At 66.8% G+C, this 21557-nt stretch carries 19 protein-coding genes, 2 tRNA genes and 1 pseudogene; 6 read left to right on the forward strand and 16 right to left on the reverse strand.

What is annotated here, in order from left to right; translation table 11 throughout:
* Nucleotides 1-176: 176 nt before the first annotated feature.
* From NOV74_RS14320 to NOV74_RS14345, 6 genes are all read right to left on the reverse strand, one after another.
* Nucleotides 177-854 carry a hypothetical protein gene (locus NOV74_RS14320; RefSeq protein ID WP_257313874.1) on the reverse strand — a complete coding sequence of 226 codons (678 nt, stop codon included), beginning with the start codon at nt 852-854 and terminating at the stop codon, nt 177-179.
* Nucleotides 844-1383 (reverse strand): DUF6036 family nucleotidyltransferase, encoded by a 540-nt coding sequence (locus NOV74_RS14325; RefSeq protein ID WP_257313875.1) that lies wholly within the window; start codon nt 1381-1383, stop codon nt 844-846. Before NOV74_RS14325 ends, NOV74_RS14320 begins: the two co-directional genes overlap by 11 nt.
* Before the next feature lie 137 nt (nt 1384-1520).
* On the reverse strand, nt 1521-2111 hold the full coding sequence (locus NOV74_RS14330) for a hypothetical protein (protein WP_257313878.1): 591 nt from the start codon (nt 2109-2111) through the stop codon (nt 1521-1523).
* Nucleotides 2112-2236: 125 nt separating this feature from the next.
* Nucleotides 2237-3727 carry an ammonia-forming cytochrome c nitrite reductase subunit c552 gene (locus tag NOV74_RS14335; RefSeq protein WP_257313879.1) on the reverse strand — a complete coding sequence of 497 codons (1491 nt, stop codon included), beginning with the start codon at nt 3725-3727 and terminating at the stop codon, nt 2237-2239.
* 41 nt (nt 3728-3768) lie between these two features.
* Nucleotides 3769-4266: a cytochrome c nitrite reductase small subunit gene (nrfH, locus tag NOV74_RS14340; protein WP_257313880.1), complete on the reverse strand. Its 498-nt coding sequence runs from the start codon at nt 4264-4266 to the stop codon at nt 3769-3771.
* Between the two features lie 161 nt (nt 4267-4427).
* Nucleotides 4428-5240: a DUF4097 family beta strand repeat-containing protein gene (locus tag NOV74_RS14345; protein ID WP_257313881.1), complete on the reverse strand. Its 813-nt coding sequence runs from the start codon at nt 5238-5240 to the stop codon at nt 4428-4430.
* A 95-nt stretch (nt 5241-5335) separates the two neighbouring features.
* Between NOV74_RS14345 and NOV74_RS14350 the strand changes: the two genes are divergently transcribed.
* A complete protein-coding gene (locus NOV74_RS14350; protein WP_257313883.1) occupies nt 5336-5596 on the forward strand; it encodes a hypothetical protein in 261 nt (86 codons plus the stop codon).
* Nucleotides 5597-5598: 2 nt separating this feature from the next.
* Here NOV74_RS14350 and NOV74_RS14355 read toward each other — a convergent pair whose 3' ends face one another.
* Nucleotides 5599-6075, reverse strand: a complete 477-nt coding sequence (locus NOV74_RS14355; protein ID WP_257313884.1) for a DMT family transporter — start codon at nt 6073-6075, stop codon at nt 5599-5601.
* A gap of 62 nt (nt 6076-6137) precedes the next feature.
* Entirely contained in the window at nt 6138-7067 is a 930-nt protein-coding gene (locus NOV74_RS14360) for a GGDEF domain-containing protein (protein ID WP_257313887.1), read from the reverse strand.
* 103 nt (nt 7068-7170) lie between these two features.
* Here NOV74_RS14360 and NOV74_RS14365 point away from each other — a divergent pair.
* From NOV74_RS14365 to NOV74_RS14380, 4 genes are all read left to right on the forward strand, one after another.
* Nucleotides 7171-7245, forward strand: a tRNA-Gln gene (locus tag NOV74_RS14365).
* Between the two features lie 17 nt (nt 7246-7262).
* Nucleotides 7263-7337 (forward strand) — tRNA-Glu (locus tag NOV74_RS14370).
* A gap of 791 nt (nt 7338-8128) precedes the next feature.
* Nucleotides 8129-11611, forward strand: coding sequence for a DNA methyltransferase (locus tag NOV74_RS14375; RefSeq protein WP_257313890.1), 3483 nt, complete (start codon nt 8129-8131; stop codon nt 11609-11611).
* Between the two features lie 333 nt (nt 11612-11944).
* Nucleotides 11945-12706, forward strand: coding sequence for a hypothetical protein (locus NOV74_RS14380; RefSeq protein ID WP_257313892.1), 762 nt, complete (start codon nt 11945-11947; stop codon nt 12704-12706).
* A gap of 145 nt (nt 12707-12851) precedes the next feature.
* Here the strand turns inward: NOV74_RS14380 and NOV74_RS14385 are convergent, their stop codons facing one another.
* Entirely contained in the window at nt 12852-13601 is a 750-nt protein-coding gene (locus tag NOV74_RS14385) for a cytidylate kinase-like family protein (RefSeq protein ID WP_257313894.1), read from the reverse strand.
* A gap of 158 nt (nt 13602-13759) precedes the next feature.
* Between NOV74_RS14385 and NOV74_RS14390 the strand changes: the two genes are divergently transcribed.
* Nucleotides 13760-14830, forward strand: coding sequence for a VanZ family protein (locus NOV74_RS14390; protein WP_257313895.1), 1071 nt, complete (start codon nt 13760-13762; stop codon nt 14828-14830).
* A gap of 79 nt (nt 14831-14909) precedes the next feature.
* Here the strand turns inward: NOV74_RS14390 and yihA are convergent, their stop codons facing one another.
* The 7 genes and pseudogenes from yihA to zwf form a co-directional block, all read right to left on the reverse strand.
* Entirely contained in the window at nt 14910-15497 is a 588-nt protein-coding gene (gene yihA, locus NOV74_RS14395; RefSeq protein WP_257313897.1) for a ribosome biogenesis GTP-binding protein YihA/YsxC, read from the reverse strand.
* 89 nt (nt 15498-15586) lie between these two features.
* A complete protein-coding gene (gene ftsE / locus NOV74_RS14400; RefSeq protein WP_257313899.1) occupies nt 15587-16273 on the reverse strand; it encodes a cell division ATP-binding protein FtsE in 687 nt (228 codons plus the stop codon).
* An 88-nt stretch (nt 16274-16361) separates the two neighbouring features.
* Nucleotides 16362-17534 (reverse strand): thiolase family protein, encoded by a 1173-nt coding sequence (locus tag NOV74_RS14405; protein WP_257313901.1) that lies wholly within the window; start codon nt 17532-17534, stop codon nt 16362-16364.
* A 74-nt stretch (nt 17535-17608) separates the two neighbouring features.
* Complete coding sequence (locus NOV74_RS14410) at nt 17609-18415, reverse strand: SHOCT domain-containing protein (protein ID WP_257313902.1); 807 nt, start codon at nt 18413-18415, stop codon at nt 17609-17611.
* Between the two features lie 87 nt (nt 18416-18502).
* Entirely contained in the window at nt 18503-19345 is an 843-nt protein-coding gene (locus NOV74_RS14415; protein ID WP_257313905.1) for a MurR/RpiR family transcriptional regulator, read from the reverse strand.
* A 107-nt stretch (nt 19346-19452) separates the two neighbouring features.
* Nucleotides 19453-20058, reverse strand: a pseudogene (gene pgl, locus NOV74_RS14420) (6-phosphogluconolactonase); the annotation flags it as partial.
* On the reverse strand, nt 20059-21519 hold the full coding sequence (gene zwf, locus NOV74_RS14425; RefSeq protein WP_257313910.1) for a glucose-6-phosphate dehydrogenase: 1461 nt from the start codon (nt 21517-21519) through the stop codon (nt 20059-20061). It abuts the pseudogene before it with no gap.
* Nucleotides 21520-21557: the final 38 nt, after the last annotated feature.

Below are 21557 nucleotides of genomic sequence, written 5' to 3' on the forward strand. Positions count from 1 at the left end.
AGCGCAAAGCACCTCACGAGGTGGCGGAATTTCGCCTCGGAAATCTTTGAACGGGTGTAGTACTTGTTTTCCATAGGATCGGCGCGGCTTCCATGCTCTCACCTATCCTGTTTGCTTCCTAAGACCCCAAAAAGAAGAGACACATTCGGTCGGGAAGGAGCGGGGCGTTCACGACGCTACGGGACCTTCGCCAGCACCTGCCAGTCCCGCTTCACGTGCCAGGCGGTGGCGAAGGAGCCGTAGCTCCGGCGGGCCAGTTCGGCGGCGGAGAGGCTGGGGTCCCGGTCCAGTTCGGCCCACATGTCGGCCCGGTACGAGGGTCCTAGGAGGATGCGGCAACGGTAGGAACGGTGGCGCCGGGCCAACTCGGTGGGGCTGAGCACATCGCCTTTTCGGTCACGCAGAGTTCCTGCCGGTACTCGCAGGGGTCCACCCGCGAACCGCGGATCCTCGCCGGACCGCCGGATGTGGAAGCCTGTGCCCGTGGCCAGCAGATCCAGTCGCGGGCCCTCGTAGGTCTTAGCCATGCGGGCAAAGCGCCGGTCCTTGCCCAGCCAGTGGGCCACCGCACTCCAAAAGGCCCGAACTCGCCCTTCCGGTTGCTGCGCCACAAGAAGCGTGAGGCGGTCCGCATTGATCCAGGCCGCGTGGACCTCAAGCCAGCTCATGAGCACCGCCAGCACGCGGAAATCGTCGCGCTCCATGCCCTCGAGGGAGGCGGCCAGAAGGCTGTCTTCCAGGTTGGATTCCCTCGCAGGTTTGGCCGCGAAAGCCATGCCGATGCCCACCAGGGCCGCTGTCAGGGCTTCGCCTTCGAGAGCCACACGCGGTGAGATGTGACGCTTAAAGACCATGGCCGAGCCTCCCGGCCAGATCCTGGAGCGTGGCTCGCACATGGGCGGGCCAGTCGGGATGGAGGTCCTGATCCGCAATCCAAGTTTCGGCCTGGACCAGTTCCTCCGGACTCGGGCACAGAGCCAGGCAGTCGCCCAGGTCCAGCCCTCGATCGCATAAGGCGAAGAGTTTGCTCAGGAGCAGTTCAGGCCGGCCCAGCGTCCAGAGCCGGAGCGCCCGCCCCTGATAGATGGGCTGGAGGCGGCCCCTCCAGCCTTCCGGAAGGAGTTCCCCCAGGGACGCGGGACCGTTGTTCAGCCAGTCGTCACGCAGGATCTCCCCGCTTTCCCGGAGCGCCTCGGCGAAGGCTGCCGCGGCAGCCAGCACTTCGGCGGACAGCTCGGGCTCGATGAGATCGCAGTCCCGCGTCTCCCGGTTGATGATCCTCAGAAGCGCGAGTGCGGCCCCGCCAGTCGCGATGGCTTCCAGCTTCAGGCCCCGATTTGCAAGGAAAGCATCGAACAAGGGAATGGTTTCGGTGGGTTTCACAGGTGGCTCCAGATGGTCGCCGGGTATCAATATAACAGATACCCATTTTTCTCGCTCTGACCTCCCGACAGCCTCCTGAGACGTCAGGGTGTGGGATCTCCCGCTGAGGGGTGGAAGTCCGTTATCGCAGACCTCCTTCAGCCCTGCTTCCCGCCCCGCGTGTTGCTTTCAATGGCGCAGAGCAGGCCCAGGAGTTCCGAGGCGAGGTAGCCGCCCAGCAGGCCCAGGGCCGCGGAGGCCAGGCCGGTCAGCAGCAGGGCCAGGCCTGCCGGGAAGGCATCGCCGCCGACGCCGGGCAGCAGGAGGCGCAGCTCCGCCAGCTCGGGGCGGGCTTCGCCGGCGCTGATCCAGATCATGAGGGCCCCGCCCACGCTCATCACCGCCATCACGCTGGCATAGAGCTCGCCGCCCAGGCGCAGGAGCAGGCGGGCGAGGGGGATGATGACCTCTCCGGCGATCTGGGGCATGGCGGCCACATCCTGAGCGCGCACCCAGGTGAGGTGGGCCACCAGGTAGAGGGCCACGATCAGGGCCACCTGGAAGACCAGCTGGCCGAAGATCGCCTGGCTGCTCGTCCCTCCGCCCCGCCACAGCTCGATGGAGAGCCAGATCCCGCCCACGATGGCGGCAGCGGTGCACAATCTCAGGAGCCAGGCGAAGACCTGCTTGAAGAAGCTGCCCTCGGAGATGAGGCGGAGCAGGGCCGGCACGATGAGGATCTTCGGCATGGGGCCTCCGGGATGGCGCGGGATCGATGGCTCCAGCCTCGGGATGTCCCCACCTTCCGTCAAGCGATTCCCTGGGACAGAAGCAGGGCCGGCTGGGCCGGCCCTGCTTCTGTCGCTTCCTTCTGCTACTTCTTGGCGGCTTTGGGGGCGCCCAGGTCACGGAGCGCGAGCTGGCCCTGGCGGCCATAGTCGATGGCCTCGCCCAGGATGCGGGCCGCCTCCTGCGGGGCGTGGAAGCCCATGGAGTTCTCGGCGTTCACGAAGTCCACGCGCCACTGGGCCTTGCGCTGGAGATCGAGGATGGGCTTGAGCTGCGCCTCGTCGAGACCGCCCTTCTTGGCCTTCTCGATGTCGTTGATGAGGGCCACGACGGCGTCCTCGGCCCGGTCCAGCAGGGCCTTGGTGCGGTCCTGGATGGCCTCCACGCGGGCCTTCAGCTCCGCCTCCGGGAAGCGGTGGCAGGTCTGGCAGGAGCGGCTGATGTCGAGCAGCGGGCTGCGCACCTGATGGTTGCTGATCTTGATGGCCCCTTCACGCTCATAGGGCATGTGGCAATCCGCGCAGGCCACGCCGGAGCGGGCATGGATGCCCTGGCTCCACATCTCGAACTCGGGATGCTGGGCCTTCAGGACCTCGGCGCCGGTGCGGGCGTGCTTCCAGTCGAAGAAGCGGTGGCCGTCCGGGAACTTGTAGCTGTCGTAGTAGGCTTCCTCCTGCTCGACCTTCAGGCCGTTGTTCCAGGGGAAGAACAGGGTGGTCTTGGGGCCGCAGTAGTACTCCACGTGGCACTGCCCGCAGACCATGGAGCGCATCTCCTGGCGCGAGGCCTGGGTGTTCGGGTCGTAGGGCGTCTGGCGGTCCCCCTTGCGCCAGGTCTCGATGGAGGGCAGGTGCGGCACAGGTTCGGCGCTCTGGGCCAGGGCCGCGATGCCGCGGATGAAGCCCGGCTTGGTGACCCGCAGCTGCATGGACTTGGGGTCGTGGCAGTCGATGCAGGCCATGGGGTGCTTGGCCAGCTTGGCGGCATCGGCGTAGGGCAACTTGCAGACGGCCTCGAAGCCCTTCATGAGCTGGTCCTGGGCCGTCGCGCTGCCGAAGGGGTCATCCAGCGAGCCGGAGGCGCCGAGCTTCAGCCCCTCCTGCCGGTAGAGCACGGTGTTGGACGTGTGGCAGTGGATGCAGGAGCCGGGCTGGGGCTTCTCCGTCACGCGCTTGGTCTGCTGCTGGTCGGTCAGCATGTAGGCGTGGCCGCGGCGCTTGTTGTAGTCGATGGCGAAGGCGTAGCCGTCGAAGATGATGGGCAGACGGGGGTCCTCTTTGATCTTGCTCTCGGGAAGAGCCTCGCTGCCGGCGCCGCCGTACTTGGTGCCGTACCGCTCGGTGGTCTTCAGGTAGCCGTCGTACTGGCGGGGGAAGTTCTTCCCCCAGACGGCCGGATCGACCGTCTTCTCGTCCAGATCCACCACGCGGAAGCTGGTCTGGCGTGCCTCGGCCTTGCGCGCGGAGATGTTGGCGTAGAGCGCCATCACGAGCACGCTCGCCACGGCCGCGCCCACTGCGACCAGGCCCAGCCGCACGGACGGACGTGAGAGGAAGGGGGTGGGGTTGTCGGTCATCGGGGATCTCCTCTGGCGTGGGATGGGGAACAGGGATTCGGTCAGCGGGTGGGTCCGTGGCCAGCGTCCTGGTGGCACTGGACGCAGCCGTAGAGGTCAGCCTTGCGGCTGGGGTCCGTGGGCATGCCCAGGGTCCCGTGGGCGGTGATCTCGCCCACCAGCTCGCCGTGGCAGCGGACGCAGTTGGCCTCCAGGACCGCCGCATTGCCCGGCTTGATGCGGATGGGTTCCTTGAAGTCCTGGGCCGTGAAGGCCTTCGAGTGGTGGTAGCCGTTGCTGGCCTTCACGAACAGCTTGTGGACGATGTTGTCATGGGGCAGGTGGCAGTCGTTGCACACGGCTACGGCATGGTGGGGGCCCTTCAGCCAGCCGTCGTATTCCTCGCGCATCACGTGGCAGTTCACGCAGGTCTGCGGATCATTCGACAAGTACGAGGCACCGTGGGCCGCCACGAACGTGTAGGCCCCTGTCCCCAGGAAGACGCCCGCGAAGACGCTGGCGAGGACGCTCAACAGGAAGAGGCGACGCTTTCCGCTCACAGGGTATCCATCCAGTGTCCATGGCTGATTCCCGGACGGACACCAGGATGGAACAAAATTAGGACCTGTCAATCCGATATCAAAAGACCTCGGCTCCGCCTCTTATTTTCACCAAGCGAAAGGGCCGGCGAGGCCGGCCCTTCGTAGCGCAGCGCGAAGGCTCAGTCCAGCGTGATCGCGCCGTTGACGGTCTTCAGCTCGATGCCCCGGTCGCCGCCGGGGAAGACGGCCCTGACCGAGTGCTTCTTCACCTCCACCTGCTCCGCACCCTTGGCGTTGAACGTGATGTCGCCGTGCACGGTGTTGGCCTGCAGCCGACCCTTGAGGCCCGTGGTCTGCAGGTGGATGGAGCCGTTGACCGTGGAGGCCTTGAGCGCCTGCCCCTGGCTGTCCAGACCCGTGCCTTTGATGGTGCCGTTCACGGTCTCAAGGATCAGCTCCCCATGCACCTGGGTCAGCGTGATGGCGCCATTGACGGTGCTGACCTTCAGGGCCTCTGCGAGATCCGTGGCACGCACGCCGCCGTTGACCGTGGTGAGGTCGGCGGCGCCCTGGGTGCCACTGAGGGTCACTTCGCCGTTGACGGTCTGCAGGGAGGGCGCCACTTTGCGAGGCACCTTGAGCGTCATCTGGCACAGGGGCCCCTGGTAGAAACCCCAGCCTTCGTGCTTGGGATACTCACCCCGGATTTCCAGACTGTTCTTCCCGGATTCGATCACCACCTTCACCTGCTCGTCCCGGCTGCTGGGCTTGAACTCGCCCGTGAACTGGACTTCCTCCCGGTCCCAGGCTTCGACATGGATGAAACCATTGACGTTCTTCACCTTGAGCGTCGAGCCGGCCGCCAGGGGCACGGTGCGGGTCTCGGTGGTCTTTTCCGCCTTGGCAGGCTGGACCACCTGGGTCTGGGCCGGGAGCGGGGCCCAGAGGAGGACGGCGACGACCGCCGCGGCGAGGGAACGGGTGAAGGACATGGAAACCTCCTGCGCTGTCAGAGAACGTGACCAGTGATACGAAGGCCTTCGGAGGAGGTTTAGGCTCCGTATACTTGGGGGCGCGCGGAGTCCCCATGTCCCAGACCATCGACCGCCCTGAGCTCAGCCCCGCCGAGTGGAAGCTCATCCAGGATCTGCGTTCCCTGCCCGACGCGGCGCTCCGCGACCGCATGCAGGCCTCCATCGGCGAGTTGCTGTTCTTCTTCCGCACGCCCCGCTGTCAGGGCATCGGGGTCGAGGGTTTCCCCTGCGGTGATCCCCGCTCCTCCTGCGAGGACTGCCACCAGATTTGGGACATGCTCGACCGCGTGGCGGAGCGCTCGCGGAAGGCCTGAGTTCAGCTTTTCTGCCAGCCCGCCAACCAGCGGTCGCCGAAGTTCACCAGGATCGCGCCCACCAGGATGAGCGCGGCCCCGGCGAGGCGGATCCAGGATAGGCCTCGCACCTGCAGGCCAAGCAGGCCAAAGCGGTCGAAGAGCAGCGAGGAACACACCTGCCCTGCCACGATGAGGGACACCATGGCGGCCATGCCGATGCGGGGCGCCAGCAGGGTCGACCCGAACACGAAGTAGGCCCCCAGGAAGCCGCCGAGCCACTGCCACCAGGGCACCCGCGGCAGCCCACTCAGCGCTGTGAAGGGCTGCCCTGCGAGGGCGGAGACCACCAGCAGCGCCAACGTTCCCACGGAGAAAGAAACCAGGGCCGCCAGCATCGACCCGCTATGCAGCGAGGCCCTCAGGGCGTTGTTGACGGCCGATTGGAGCGGGATGGCCAGCCCGATGGCGAAGGCCATGATGAGGAAGAGCAGGACCATCCATGCCTCCGCCGGGAAGCGCCTATGGTAGTCCCCGAAAGCCCACGAAGACACTGCCGGCTTCACCCTGCGCAGACGCGGTTCCGCCCTTCCACCTTGGCCCGGTAGAGGCCGGCATCCGCCCGGGCAAGCATCTGCCCGGCGTCCAGGTCTCCGGGGATCCGTTCCGCGATGCCCAGGCTGCAGGTGACTTCCAGCCCGCCCGCGGGCAGAAGCACGGGGACAGAGGCCAGGGCCTTCCGGAACCGTTCGCCGAGGAGCTGGGCACCGCTCAGGTCCGTCTCCGGGAGGATCACCAGGAACTCTTCGCCCCCAATGCGACCGGCCAGGTCCGCATCGCGCAGGCTGGCCCGCAGCCGCTCACCGAACACCTGCAGCACGAAATCCCCGGCGCCGTGGCCGTGAGTGTCATTGATCAGCTTGAAGTGGTCGAGGTCGCACATCAGCACCGACAGGGGTCGGCCGTAGCGCACGCTCAGGCCGAAGCGGGTCTGGAACTCCGCCAAGGTGCGGGTCCGGTTGGCCAGTCCTGTGAGGGGATCCTTGGTGCTGAGATCGAGCAGCGTCTCGTGGAAGGCGCGTTCGAGGGGATCCATGGCCACCAGCTTGAGCACGTGCCCGCCGATGGTCAGGCGGTCGCCTGGCAGGAGCGTCACCACCCCCTCGCACCGCTCACCGTTCACCAAGGTGCCGTTGGTGGAGCCGAGATCCTGCAGCCCCACCAGGCCTCCGACCACGGCAATCCGGGCATGATGGCGGCTCACCTCGCCGTCCAACAGCGCCACCTGCACATCCGGGGCCCGGCCGATGAGGGAATCGCCGGGGCGGAGCGGGAAGATCCGCCCGAGGGCGGCCCCGGCGTAGGCCACCAGCGCCCATTCCGAGGGGATGGTGTGCTCGTCACTTCCGCCCATGATCCCAGCCATCGTGGGCATGTCCGCAGTGACAGGCGCCTGCGGAGGTCGAGCCGGGGCAGGACGTTTGCGCGCCATGGATCCTCCAGGAGGTCCTCTCTGACCGGAAGACTACATCCCCCGCGCCGGAACGACCTCTTGTCTTTTACCCAACACCTGGTACAGTGAATCTTCCACTCATTGGGGAGTGGTCTAATGGTAGGACAACGGTTTCTGGTACCGTCAGGTGAGGGTTCGAGTCCTTCCTCCCCAACCACTTACAACTTGTTCGATGGTCCCATCGTATAGCGGTTAGTACACCGCCCTCTCACGGCGGGAACAGGGGTTCGATTCCCCTTGGGACTACCAACACGGCCCGGCGCAAGCCGGGCCTTTTTCATGTCCCAAGGGGAATCGAAATCACGGATGGCGCGCAGGTAGGGCCAGGCGTGGACAGCCTGGGGGGCTGTTCGCGCCGATCCGCCGCAGGCGGAGGCCCGTGCGCAGCCAGCCGTGCGGCCGGAACGTCACCTCGGAGGCGTAGCCGCAGAGGTGACGTGGAGGGATTCCCCTTGGGACTACCAACACGGCCCGGCGCAAGCCGGGCCTTTTTCATGTCCCAAGGGGAATCGAAATCACAGGTTGGCGAAGCCCAGACGGGTGGCGAAGGGCGCTGCCACGGCAGCGCACGAAGCCGGGTACCCGTCGGGTTGAGCATCAGGCAGGTAGGGCCAGGCGTGGACAGCCTGGGGGGCTGTTCGCGCCGATCCGCCGCAGGCGGAGGCCCGTGCGTAGCCAGCCGTGCGGCCAGAACGTCACCTCGGAGGCGCAGCCGCAGAGGTGACGTGGAGGGATTCCCCTTGGGACTACCAGCAAAGAGGCAAGAGAAATCTAGGCTCTTCTGGTTTTTAGGCGGCATGCCTCTAGCCTGTTTTGGCTTCAGGGGGAAACGAGGAGGAAAAGCCCGGCCCACGGGATCATGCCGCCAGTGGTCGAGGGCGCCCCCATGCCCTTGCTTGAGTGCCTCCTCGCGGGGCCTTCCCCGCGCGTCGATGGATGGGTGGCCTCGACGGTGATTTAGCCCGCTGTATGGGAGGCCCGCGGCTCATCCGGAGCGCCCCTGGGCCGCAGCCTGCCCACTTCCAGGTAAGGTAATCCCCATGTCCCCCGCGCTCGATGCCTTCCTGAAGACCTGGCGAGGGTCCGCCGGCAACGAGCGGGCCAACTTCCAGTCCTTCCTGCGCGACTTCTGCGCGGCGCTGGAGCTGCCGGTGCCCGAGCCCAAGGGCGTGGAGTCCACCCACTGCTTCGAGAAGGATCTGAAGCTCACCCACCTGGACGGCACCACCTCCACGGGCAGCATCGACCTCTACCGCGAGGACTGCTTCGTGCTGGAGGCCAAGCAGGGCAGCACCACCGACGTGCCCGGCTCCGCCCCCCGCCGGGGCACCCGTGCCTACGATCGCTACATGGAAGCGGCATTTGGGCAGGCCGTGAACTACGCCCGCAACCTGCCCCAGCGCCCGCCCTTCGTCATCACCTGCGACATTGGCCACGCATTCCACGTATGGGACGGCTTCGCCGGGGCCTACGGCGGCTATGGCGCCCGGCGCAGCTTCACCATGGACGACCTGCGGACGCCGAAAGTGCAGGAGTACTTCCGCGCCCTCTGGCTTGATCCCCAGAGTCTCGATCCCGCCCGCTCGCGCACCGCCGTCACCCGCGACGTGGCCGCGGCCCTGGGCGGGCTGGCCCACAGCCTGGAGGCCCGCTTCCCCGCTGAAGTCGTGGCCCGCTTCCTCATGCGCGTGGTGTTCACCTTCTTCGCGGAGGACGTGAGCCTGCTGCCCGAAAAGCTCTTCCAGAACGCCCTGGAGGGGGCCTGGAAGGAGCATCCCGAAGCCTTCCCCAAGGGCATGGAAAGCCTGTGGGACGCCATGAACACCGGCGGTTTCTGGGGGCCGCTCAAGGTGCTGCGCTTCAACGGTGGCCTGTTCTCCGAAAGCCTGGCCCTGGATCTCAACGCCGACGAAATCGCCCGGCTGGCCAAGGCCGCCGCCTTCAACTGGGCCGAGGTGGATCCCAGCATCTTCGGCACCCTGCTGGAGAGCGCCCTGGACGCCCGCGAGCGGCACCGCCTGGGCGCCCACTACACGCCCCGCGCCTATGTGGAGCGCCTGCTCCGGCCCGCCCTGGAGGAACCCCTCCGCGCCGACTGGGAGCTGGCCCAGGCCGAGGCCATGGCGCTGCTCGGCGCTGAAGCCACGGACGCCGACAAGGCCAAGGCCCGCGAGGTGCTCCACGACTTCCAGCGCCACCTGGCCCACGTGAAGGTGCTGGATCCGGCCTGCGGCAGCGGCAACTTTTTGGCCACGGCCTACGATGTGCTGAAGCGGCTGGAGGGCGAGGTGCAGCGCCGCCTGGAGGATCTGGGCGAAACGGGTCGCTCCCTGGCTCTGGAGGGCGTGCTGGTGACGCCCGCGCAGTTCGTGGGCCTGGAGGTGAAGCCCTGGGCCGCCGCCATCACCGACCTGGTGCTATGGATCAGCCACCTGCAATGGTTCCACCGCCTGCACCCCGACCTGGCCCCACCGGAGCCCGTGCTCCAGGCCTACGGCAACATCCAGTGCCGCGACGCCGTGCTGACCTGGACCGGCACCCGCGCCACGGGCCGCAGCCGCTGGGACGGCCAGACCTTCAAGACCCACCCCGTCACCGGCAAGGACGTGCCCGACGAGGCCGCCCAGACAGCCATTGTCGAGTACCTGGAGCCGGAGCCTGCGTCCTGGCCCGAGGCCGACTTCATCGTCGGCAATCCGCCATTCCTGGGGAACGCCCGGATGCGTGATGCCTTGGGCGATGGCTATGCCGAGGCTCTCCGCGCCGCCTATCCCGACGTGCCCGACACCGTGGATTTCGTGTTGTATTGGTGGCACAAGGCCGCCGAGGCCGTGCGCTCGGGTCGTACCCGCCGCTTCGGCCTCATCACCACCAACAGCCTGCGCCAGGTGCGCCAGCGCGGCGTCATCGCCCATCACACGACCGGGAAGAAGCCCCTGAAGCTGCTCTGGGTCATCCCCGACCACCCCTGGACCGACGAGGGCGCCGCCGTCCGCATCGCCATGACCGTGGGTGGCATGGAGGGGCATCCTTGGCTTGGGCGCGTGGTCGAAGAGGGTAGTGGTGACACCCCGGAAATCGAGGCCCAAACCGTGAAAGTTGAAGGGCAGGGAGTTGATCTAATCAACGAAGATCTCAGCCAGGGTGCCAACCTCACCCAAGCGCAACCCCTGAAGGCAAACTCATCCCTTTGTTCCCGAGGAATGGAATTGAGAGGTAAGGGGTTCATCGTGACCCCGGAGACGTGGAACTCCTGGGGGCAACCCGCCGTAGTGCATCACTATCGTAATGGTCGAGACCTCACCGACACTCCACGCGGAGTGATGGTTATTGACCTATTTGGGCTCAGAGAATCTCAGATTCGAGAGCGGTATCCCAGCATCTACCAACATGTCGTTGACAACGTAAAACCTGAGCGTGAACAGAACAATCGCGCCGCATCCAGAGATGGCTGGTGGTTGTATGGAGAGGCTAGAAGTACTTTCAGGCCGGCATTGGTGGGTCTTCGTCGGTTCATCGCAGTCCCCCACATTGCTAAATATCGGGCTTATCAATTTCTGGATGCGGGGGTGATTCCAGACAACATGCTGATTGCTTTCGCGTTTGACGATGCTTGGGTGCTAGGTGTTCTCCAGTCTTCCATTCACGAGAAATGGACACTAGTTTCAGGGGGAACACTTGAGGATCGCCCCATCTATTACAAATCCCGCTGCTTCGACCCCTTCCCCTTCCCGAACGCCACGGAGCCGCAGAAGGCTCGTATCCGCGACCTGGCGGAGCGTCTGGATGCCCACCGCAAGGCGGCCCAGGGGCGGGGCGTGACCATCACGGGCATGTACAACCTCCTGGCCAAGCTGCGGTCGGGCGAGGCCTTCACGGCCAAGGAGCGCGAGCAGCACGAGGCCGCGCAGACCGAGATCCTGCGTCAGCTCCACGACGAGCTGGACGAGGCCGTGATCGAGGCCTACGGATGGAACCAAGACCAGGGGAACCACCGATGCACACCGATGAACACCGATAACAGCTTGGAAAATCATTCTTTGATCGGTGTGCATCGGAGTTCATCGGTGGCTAATCCATCTTTGCCTTCGGCGGCTCTCAGCGATGCCGAAATCCTGGAGCGCCTGGTGGCCCTGAACAAGGAACGCGCCGCCGAGGAGGCCCGAGGCCTCGTCCGCTGGCTGCGCCCCGAGTACCAGGCTCCCGAAGCCGCGCAGGCTGCCGCGAAGCCCATGCTCGAAGAAGAGCGAGCGTTGGCCTCCGAAGCCAACGTCCCCTTGGCTCTCGAACCTCAGCCCTGGCCCAAGGGCCTCAAGGACCAGCTCGCCGCCCTCCGTGCCGTGCTGCTGGCCTCTGCCCGCCTGTGGACCCTGGAGGATGTGGCCAAAACCTTCAAGAGCAAAGGCCGCTACCGCGACAGCATCACCGCCCACCTGGACCTGCTCACCGACCTCGGCATGCTGAGCCGCGTCGAAACCCCCGAAGGCCCCCGCTGGCACCGGCCCCAGGCCCTGGGCGCGTGAACCCGCCCCTATCCGGTGGGCACTCGAAACCAGGAAAAGCTATTTTTGCCACCGATTTCAGTGATGACGGTGATTGGGCCTCGGATGCCTTCCGCATGGGCCGGCCGCCCCCCATGAGCCCCTGCTGCGACGGGGCAGGAAATCCTCTTTTCATCACTGTAATCACCGAAATCAGCGGCGAAAAAAGGCTTTTGCAGTTCAGCTTTCCCAGTTGTTGGGTGCATGGCTCCAGGGCGGGCCTCCTCTCTTGACATGAACTGTCCATCGCGGCGGCGTATGGTAGTCATGACTGACCTTCAGGTCATCATTCCTTCCTCCCCGCTGGAGCCCCCCATGCGCGTGCAGTCCTCCCTTCTTCTGGCTACCGGCCTCCTGGCCTTCCTCGCTTGTGGTGGCGGGGGCGGTTCCTCGACACCGCCTCCCCCGCCGCCTTCCGCGGGCGCCTTCGAGGGCCCCTGGAACGGCACCCTCGTGTCCAACACCGGTGGGAGCGTGTCCGCCACGGCCCTCCTGTTGGCGTCCGGCGAGATGCGCTACGTGGCCTCCAATGGCATCCAGGCCGTGGGCACCCTGTCCGCCAGCGGCAGCAATGCCACGGGTTCCGGCACGATGTACGCCCCCACGGGCTATGTTTTCCCAGGGAACGTCACCTCCCTGAGCTACGCCCTGCGCGGCTCGGGCACGGGCGGGTCCGGGCTCTCCGGCACCTACTCGAGCGCCTACGACAGCGGCACCTTTGCCTTCACCTACAATGCTGGGGCCAAATACGCCTCGCCGGTCGTCCTGGCGAACGTGGCGGGGGCCTACGCCTCCACCGTGACCAGCTCGGGCTACCCCATCAGCGGGCGGCTCACCTCCACCGGGGCCCTGAGCGGGTCCGACGCCTTCGGCACCCTGACCGGCACGCTGACGGCCGTGGATCCCGCCAAGAACGCCTTTCGCGTGAACGTGACCTACACGCCCACCGGCCAGTCGGCCCGCACGTATGCCGGGCTGGCCTTCTTCGACTTCAGCTACTCACCCGTGCGCCTGCAGGTCCAAACCACCGGAGTCGCCGGCCAGTTCGCCGCCGAGCTGCAGCTGGTCGGGCCCTGAGCCAGCCCCTCCGGCGGGGCGTATCCTCAAGGCATGTCGACCCGTGTTCCCGCCCCGTCGCCCACGCCAAAGGCGAGCCGTCCCGTCTGCTCCTGGACGTGCGTGGGGCATTGCCCGACCTGCCAGGCCCGGACTCTGAGCCGGATCAGCTCCGGGTCACCAGGGCCGCGTGCAACGGATCGTGCTTGAAAAAGGTCCTGTCCGGCCAGCCGGAGATGACGATGCGCGCGCAGGCCTGGGCGATGGTGTCGATGCTCTGACGTTCGTTGTTGAACACACCGTCGTACCAGCGGGAAGAGGTGATGTCCGTGTGGAGGCATTCGCTGATGAATTTCTCCCGCAGCTTCGACTGGGTGCGCACCAGCTTCTCCGCTTCCGCCAGAGGCAAGTCCAGCCGGCGGGCGAGGGTCGCGACTCGGAAGTCAAAGCTGCCCTCCAGCCGGAAATGGAAGCAGTTCTTCAGGTCCTGGCAAGCCACGGCGCCGCCGCGACCGACGATGATCGCGCAACCAGCCATGGCGATCTGCACGAGGTGTTTCACCACCTTGGCATAGGCATCATCGTGGGTGAGGTGGCCGAAGTGGGTCCGAAGGACATCCTGGGCATGGCTTTCATCCCCCAGATGGCCCAGGAGCTGGCGGGACAGGCTCTCGTCCGAAGCTACCTTGTCCACGAGGGCCTTGTCGAAGACGGTCCACGGTTGGCCCGAGGCCTCTTCCAGAAGCCCCTTGAGGCGCTGGCCCAGGGAGTAGCCTTCACAACCGTATTGCCTGGAGATGGTGACGGAGGGGTGGGCCGGCGTCTGGTGGGGGGTCGCGAGGCGCTCCCGTATGCGCATCCACCCGGATTCCCGCGTCTCGATGCTGGGGATCAGGGAGTCGAAGTTCTTGGTCATGGAACCTCCGGCTTCTGCATGGCCAAGCCAGGGCCCTACGTACGGAAGATAGGGTTTTCATGGCGGATGGCAAGGCCCCGCACCTCCCTCTTTTCGCAGTCCCGGAGCCGGTGGCCAGCCCGGCTCGCATCTCCGCACCGCCTGTGTTTGGATGGATCATGCGCTTTCGTGGATTCTGGCTCCTTCCCCTGGCCGTGGCCGGGACGATTTTCTGGCTCAGTGCGCAGTCGCACTATCCGGGCGGGATCGAGCTGCCCCCGCCCTTGGACAAGTTCGCCCACGCCACGGTGTACGGCATCCTGGCGCTGGCCATCGACCTGGCCCTGCGGCACACGAGGCCTGGCCTGCCGCTCTATCGCCGCCACCTGCTGATACTGGCCGCCGTGGCCCTCTATGGCGTATCGGACGAGCTGCACCAGCACTTCGTCCCGGGTCGCGACTGCGACCTGGGCGATTGGGCGGCCGATGCCCTGGGCGGCGCCTTGGCTTTGTCGGTCGGCTCTCTCCACCTGCTGGTGACGCGGCGTCTGGACGCCCTTTCCTGGTGGCGGGGCCAGCTGCGGCGCCCCGACCCCGCCCGCGCCCTGATCCTCGTGGCGGATCCCCACTGGGGCGCCACGCTCACGGGGCTGGAGGCCGCCACCACCGCCCATCCCGAGGCCGACTGGCTCTTCCTTGGGGATGTATTCGATGTCTGGGTGGGGTTCCCCGGCATGGAGACCGGCCCGCAGCGGGCCTTCCTCGCCTGGGTGGACGCCCGCCGCGCCGCTGGCCGCTGGGTGGGCCTGTGGCTCGGCAACCGGGAGTACTTCCTGGACCCTCATGCCGCGCGCTTCGACCTCATGGGTGAAGGCATCGGCGGGACGCTCGAAGACGAAGCGCTCGTCTGGGAGCATGGCGACCTCATCAATACGGCGGACCGCCAGTACCGCCTGTGGAACCTGGTGTCGCGGTCCAGCGCCCTGTGGCTGCTGTTCCGCCTGATGCCCGCGGGAACGGCGCGGAAGGTGTCCGCCTGGATGGAGCGGAAGCTCCGCACCACCAACGCCGCCTACAAGCTGACCTTCCCCCGCGAGGCCTTCCGCGCCGCCGCCCAGGCCCATCCCGGCACCACCTTTCTCACGGGCCACTTCCACACCCACGAAGTCGAAGCCAACGGCATCGCCCTGCCCTGGGCCCACGAGGGGCGGTTCATGGTGTGGCGGGACAGGCGCGTGGAGGCGTTGTAGGTTCGACGGGACTACGTTTAAAGACAAAGATCACCACCAACTTGGTGGTAAATCCTTTCTTCTTCGAGTCTTGTACGGGTCAGAGCTCCAGCAGGTCCGCCACTTCACGGCGCAGCTCTGGGATGCCCGTGCCCTTGGCGGCACTGGCCCAGGCGATGTCGCTGGCGTGCAGGCCCAGGTCCGCGGCCACGTCCTTGCGCTGCTTGAGGGCCTTGCTGGGCTTCACCTGGTCGGCCTTGGTGGCCACGATGCGGTGGGGCAGGCCTTCGGAGCGGAGCCAGTCGATCATCTGGTGATCCAGCTTCGTGGGGCCCACCTCGGCGTCCACCAGCACGAAGACCATGCGCAGGGTGCTGCGGCCCGTGAGGTAGCCCTCCACCATCTTCTGCCAGGTGGCGCGCTCGGCGGCGGGCCCCGTGGCGAAGCCGTAGCCCGGAAGGTCCACGATCCAGCGGTCCGGGCCCGTGAGGAACACATTGATGAGCCGCGTGCGGCCTGGCGTCTTCGACACCCGGGCCAGCTGCTTCTGGTTGGCCAGCGCGTTCAGCAGCGAGGACTTGCCCACGTTGCTGCGCCCGACGAAGGCCACCTCCGCATGGCAGATGCCAAGCTTCTTCGCGTCGGCCGCGGAAGTGACGAAACGGGCATCGGTAAGGGGCTGGGCCATGGGACCTCGGGAGGCTGCGACGAAGGTCGAGGCAGATTCAAGATTAGCGCCCTTCCTGACAACCCGGAGTTTGGAGTCCGGACGGCCTTTTACACCGTCACCAGGCTCGTGGGCGCGGGCTGGTCGAAGGCGACGCGGCCATGGTCGAGGCCGATGACGCGCTTCTTCATGCGCTGGATGAGGCTGCGATCGTGGGTGGCCACGACGACCGTGGTGCCCTGGCCGTTGATGCGCTCGAAGAGGGCCATGATCTCCTGGGCGAGGTCGGGATCCAGGTTGCCCGTGGGCTCGTCCGCCAGCAGCACCAGGGGGTCGTTCACCAGGGCCCGGGCGATGGCCACGCGCTGCTGCTCGCCGCCCGACAGCTGGAGCGGGTAGCTGCTGAGCTTGTGCTGGAGGCCCACCATCTTGAGGGCCCGGAAGGTGCGCTGCTTCTGCTCCGCGGCGCTCACGCCCAGCACCCGCAAGACGAAGGCCACGTTCTCGAAGATGGTGCGGGTCCGGATGAGCTTGAAGTCCTGGAACACCACGCCCAGCTTGCGGCGCAGCAGGGGGATCTCCTTTTCGGGCATGGCAGAGAGGCGGTGCCCCGCCATCTGGATATCACCGCTGCTGGGCACCTGTTCGCGGAAGAGCAACTTCAGCAGCGTGGATTTCCCGGCGCCGCTGGGGCCCGTGAGGAACACGAACTCCCCGGATTCGATGGCGAAGCTCACATCCGCCAGGGCGGTGTGGATGCGGTCGTACTGCTTGCCGACGTGGGTGAGGGTGATCATGACAAGAAGTATTTAACCGCAAATGGCGCAGATGGCCGCAGATAGGGCCGATTTCATCTGCGAAATCTGCGTCATCTGCGGTTTCAAATCAAAGTCTTTCGACCAGCATGGCCACCCCTTGGCCGCCGCCGACGCAGAGGGCGGCGAGGCCGAGCCTCTTGTTCTGGTCCTGGAGCAGGTGCAGGAGGGTGACGAGGATGCGGGTGCCGCTGGCGCCGATGGGGTGGCCGATGGCGATGGCGCCGCCGCGCAGGTTCACCTTGGCGGGATCGATCTCGGGCAGCTCCGCAAGCACGCCCAGGCTCTGGGCGGCGAAGGCCTCGTTGAGCTCGAAGAGGTCGATGTCCTGCAGCTTCACGCCGGTCTTCGCCAGCAGCTTCTGGATGGCGGGCACTGGGCCCAGGCCCATGGTGGCGGGATCCACGCCGGCCTGCGCGAAGCCGAGGATGCGGGCGATGGGCTTGTGGGCCTTGGCGGCGGCTTCGGAGACCAGCACCAGGGCGCCGGCGCCGTCATTGATGCCGCTGGCGTTCCCGGCGGTCACGGTGCCGTCCTTCTTGAAGGCGGGCTTGAGCTTGGCCAGGCTCTCGGCGCTGGCATCGAGCTTGATGTACTCGTCACGGTTGAAGATCGTGTCGCCCTTCTTGCCGGCCAGGGTGACGGCGAACACTTCCCGGTCGAAGGCGCCCGCGGCCTGGGCGGCGGCGGCCTTCTGCTGGCTCTGGAGGGAGAAGGCGTCCTGGGCCTCGCGGGTGATGCCGTGCTTGGTGGCCACGTTCTCGGCGGTGATGCCCATGTGGGTGTCGCCGTGGCCGCACCAGAGGCCGTCCTGGATCATGCTGTCGATGAGCTGGGCGTTCCCCATGCGGGCTCCCCAGCGGGCGGCGGGCAGCAGGTAGGGCGCGTTGGACATGCTTTCCGTGCCGCCGGCGACCACGAGGTCGGCGTCGCCCATCAGGATGGACTGGGCGCCCAGGGCGACGGCCTTGAGGCCCGAGCCACAGACCTGGTTCGGCGTGTGGGCGGGCGTCGAGAAGGGCAGACCGGCCTTGAGGGCCGCCAGCCGGGCGACATTCTGGCCGCTGCCGGCCTGGAGCACGTTGCCCATGACCACGTCGCCCACAGCCTCCGGTGCCACGCCGGCACGCTTGAGGGCCTCGGTGATGGCCAAAGCGCCCATCTGCACAGCATTCAGAGGCTTGATCGCCCCTCCGAAAGAGCCGACGGCGGTGCGGGTGGCGGACAGGATATAGGCGGACATGGCAGGCTCCGGAGGATCCCCCCAGGGTATCGCGAAGCCGTGCCATACAGGACTGGGCGGTCTCCCCAGCCCGCTCAGAGGGTCTTGAGGATGGCCTCGCGCTTCTCCTGGTATTCGGCCTCGGAGATCAGGTTCTCATCCCGCAGGCGCTTCAGGGCCTTGAGGCGCTGGTACTGGAGGTCGTAGAAAGCCTGGTCCGGCTTCGGTGTGCTGGGCGGGGTGGCCCCGGGGCCGGGTGAGGTAGCCAGTGGGGTGGCCGGAACAAGAGCCGGGGCGGAAGCCTGGGGAGCGGCCGGGACCACGAGCGGGAGCGCCAGCCAGTCGGGTCGCCGTTGGGTGGCACCTTCAGCCTTGAGGGAGACCGCGGGACCACCGGCCGTTCTTGAGCCATAGGCAAAGGTCGGGAGGGTCCGGTCGGCGGAATAGCGGTCCATGAAATCCAGCCGCGCGTCATGGACGATCAGGTTCAGCTCGCCCCCCTTCAGGAAGAGCCTCGCGGTCACACCCTGGGCGGGATCCATGAAATGCCCTCCCCGCCGCTGGGTGCTCAAGAGGATCAGATCCTCCGACGGCCGGGCGGAGGCGAAGGCCTCCTGGAGGGCCTTGGCGATGGGGACCAGCTCTTTCTCCTCGAACAGTGGCGTATCGGTCTCCTCCATCCGCACCTGGACCGACCCCAGGACTTTCAGGAGCACCGCTTCGGGGACCTTGGCGGGGTGGTCGTTGGCAGCAGCACCGGCCTCCAAGGGGACCTGGTTCACCCAGGAGAAGTTGGCCAGCTTCCAGTGGGTCTTTCTCGCTTCAGCGCCCTTGGCGGGCCCGCCAGGCAGCAGGGTCAGCGCCAGGAGCAGTGCCGGGATCACCCCATTCCTGTATCGCATGTTCTCCTCCGTGATTACCGCGACTGATTCGTTCCCGAAGCATAGCTGCATGGGCGGCCAGGTAGCTTGGTGCCGATGTTCTAGTCCCTACGTGGCTTCCCGAGTGGACTGCAGCGAGGCCTTGGCGGCCTCCATGCGCCGGATGGCCGTGGGGCCTTTTCGCAAGGCCAGCGCGACTGTCAGCACGTCGACGATGGCGAGATGGACGAGCCGGGCCACCATGGGTGCGTAGACCTCCGGGTTCTCCTGCACATCGGCGGGCAGCAGGATATCGGCAGCCTCGGCGAGGGGTGTGTTCGACCGGGTGAGGGCGATCACCGTGGCGCCCGAGCGCCGGACCAGGGCGGCCACTTCCAGCAGGCTCCGGGTGCGGCCCGAGTTGGAGATGATCAGCACCACCGCATCGGCAGGCAGCAGAACCGCGGCCATGCGCTGCATCTGGGAATCAATGCAGGCCACGGTGGGCGTGCCCAGCCGGAAGAGTTTCATCTGGGCATCCTGGGCTGTGACGCCGGAGTTGCCCAGGCCATAGCATTCGATGCGGCTGGCGCGGTCGAGGGCTTCCACGGCCTGGGCCAGGCGCTCCGGGCGCAGGGCATCGCGGCCCCGGACCAGCCCCGACAGGGCGCTATCGAACACCTTGCCGATCAGGTGGCCAAGGTCGTCGCCGGGCGTCAGGCGCGCATGGACGAAGGGGATGCCCGCGCCCAGGTCGCCCGCGAGCTTCAGCTTGAAGCCAGGCAGGCCCGGGAACTTGAGGCGACGGCAGAACCGGATGACCGTGGGTTGGCTGACCTTGGCCATGGCGGCGATCTGCGAAATGGGAGCAGAGACGACATCCACGGGACGGTGCAGCACCAGGTCGGCCACCCGCCGCTCGGAGGGCGGGAGGTCAGCGAGAAGGGCCTGGATGCGGCTGAACAGTGACATGGGGGAAGGTCCGACAACGCCCGTCAGGGGGCCCAGAAGACCGAGACCGGCACGGCCGCCTGCCTCAGGATGGCACGCACCGGCAACGCTTCCACAGGGCCTGCCTCCATGGCCCGTTCCAGGACCTGGCGCTTGGCCTGGCCCGAGATCATCAGCGTGATGCCCCGGCTTTGCAGCAGTGCGTGCAGGGACAGACTCAGGCGCGGGTGGGGCGCGTGCGATGGTCGCACGGCCAAGGCCCAGGCCTCCGTGCTCAGGCCCTCGGCCAGCTCGGCGGCGCCGGGAAAGAGCGAGGCGATGTGGCCATCCTCGCCCATGCCCAGGAGCACATGGCTGAACGGGTGCGGCAATCCGGCAAGCGCCGCCGACGCGATGGGCGCAGCGGCTTCGGGGGACTCCGCATCGCTCCAGAGCGGCACCAGCTGCGCCGCGGCCGCGGGCCCCTTCAGGAGGTGGGTCCGCACCAGGGCCTCGTTGCTATCGGGATGGTCCGGCGGCACCCACCGTTCGTCGGCCAGCGTGACCGTCACCCGCTCCCAGGGGAGAACCTGCCGGGCCAGCGCCTGGAACAGGGGAATGGGGCTGCGGCCCCCGGACACCACCTGGACCGCCCGCGTCTGGCGGGAGAGATCCTCCTTCAGGCGCCGGACCACATCCTGGGCCAGGGCCGCCGTCAGCGTGGCCTGATCTGGGAATTCCCGCAGGGAGCACACCTAGTCCTCCTCGGACCAGGCGAGGCTGTCCCGGGAAAGGAGGGCGCTGGAGGCTGCGGGGCCCCAGCTGCCCGCGGTATAGGACTTGGGCCGGTCCTCGCTGGCGGCCCAGCTGTCGAGGATGGGCTCCACCCAGCACCAGGCGGCTTCCTGCTCATCCCGCCGCACGAAGAGCGTGAGCCGGCCGCGGATGGCATCGAGCAGCAGACGCTCGTAGGCTTCCAGCCGCCGGGACCGGGAGGACTCGGCAAAATCCAGGTTGAGGTGCACCGGCTGCAGGGCCATGGCGTCGCCGGGCTGCTTGGCCACCAGATAGAGCCGCATGCTCTCATCCGGCTGCATGCGGATGACGAGGCGGTTGGCCCGGATGCCGAAGGTGGGCTCGCCAAAGATGTGGTGGGGCACCTGACGGAAGTTGATGACGATTTCCGCCAGCTTCTCGGGCATCCGCTTGCCGGTACGCAGGAAGAACGGCACCCCCGCCCAGCGCCAGGTGTCGATCTCCGCCTTCACAGCCACGAAGGTCTCCGTGCGGCTGTCGGGGGCCACGCCCGGTTCCTCCAGGTAGCCCGCCACGGGCTGCCCGGCCACGGCGCCGGCCTTGTACTGACCGCGCACGGTTTTGGCGGCGACTTCCTGGGGCGTGAAGGTCCGGAGGGAACGCAGCACCTTGAGCTTCTCATCGCGCACCGCGTCAGGATCGCTGCCCGTGGGGGGCTCCATGGCCACGATGCAAAGCAACTGGAGCAGGTGGTTCTGGAGCATGTCGCGCAGGGCGCCAGTGCCTTCGTAGAAGTCACCCCGGCCTTCGACACCCAGCTGCTCTGCCACCGTGATCTGCACGTCCTGCACCCACTCCCGGCGCCACAGTGGCTCGAAGAGCACGTTGCCGAAACGCAGGGCCAGCAGGTTCTGCACGGACTCCTTGCCCAGGTAGTGATCGATGCGGAAGAGCTGGCGCTCCGGGAAGTACTGGCCCACGGCGTCGTTGATCTCGCGCGAGGATTCCAGATCGTGTCCCAGGGGCTTCTCCACCACCACCCGCGATTGCGGCGTGATGAGCCCCGCTTCGCCCAGATGGGTGGAGATGGCGGCGAAGAAATCCGGCGACGTGGAGTAGTAGAAGATGCGGATGCGCTCGGGATGCTGGCCCAGGGCCTCGCCCAGGGCCCCGTAGCTCCCGGCGGACTGCACATCCATGGAGAAGTAGCTGATGCGGTCCGCGAACGAGCGCCAGGTCTCGGGGTCGTAGTCCGCTCCCAGGAAGGGGCGGCAGCTGGACTCGGCGAGTTCCAGGAAGGCTTCGCGAGTGAGGGACCGGCGCGCGGCGGTGAGGATCCGGGACTCGGGGCTCACGCTGCCGGCCTTCACCTGCTGATAGAGGGCGGGCAGCAGCTTACGCATGGCCAGGTCGCCCGTCCCACCGAACAACACCATGTCGAAATCAGGCAGGGTTCTCATGGGATCTCCGGGTGTAAGAATACTACTTTTTTTATGAT

The sequence above is a fragment of the Geothrix fuzhouensis genome (assembly GCF_024609325.1).
GTDB classification, from domain to species: domain Bacteria; phylum Acidobacteriota; class Holophagae; order Holophagales; family Holophagaceae; genus Geothrix; species Geothrix fuzhouensis.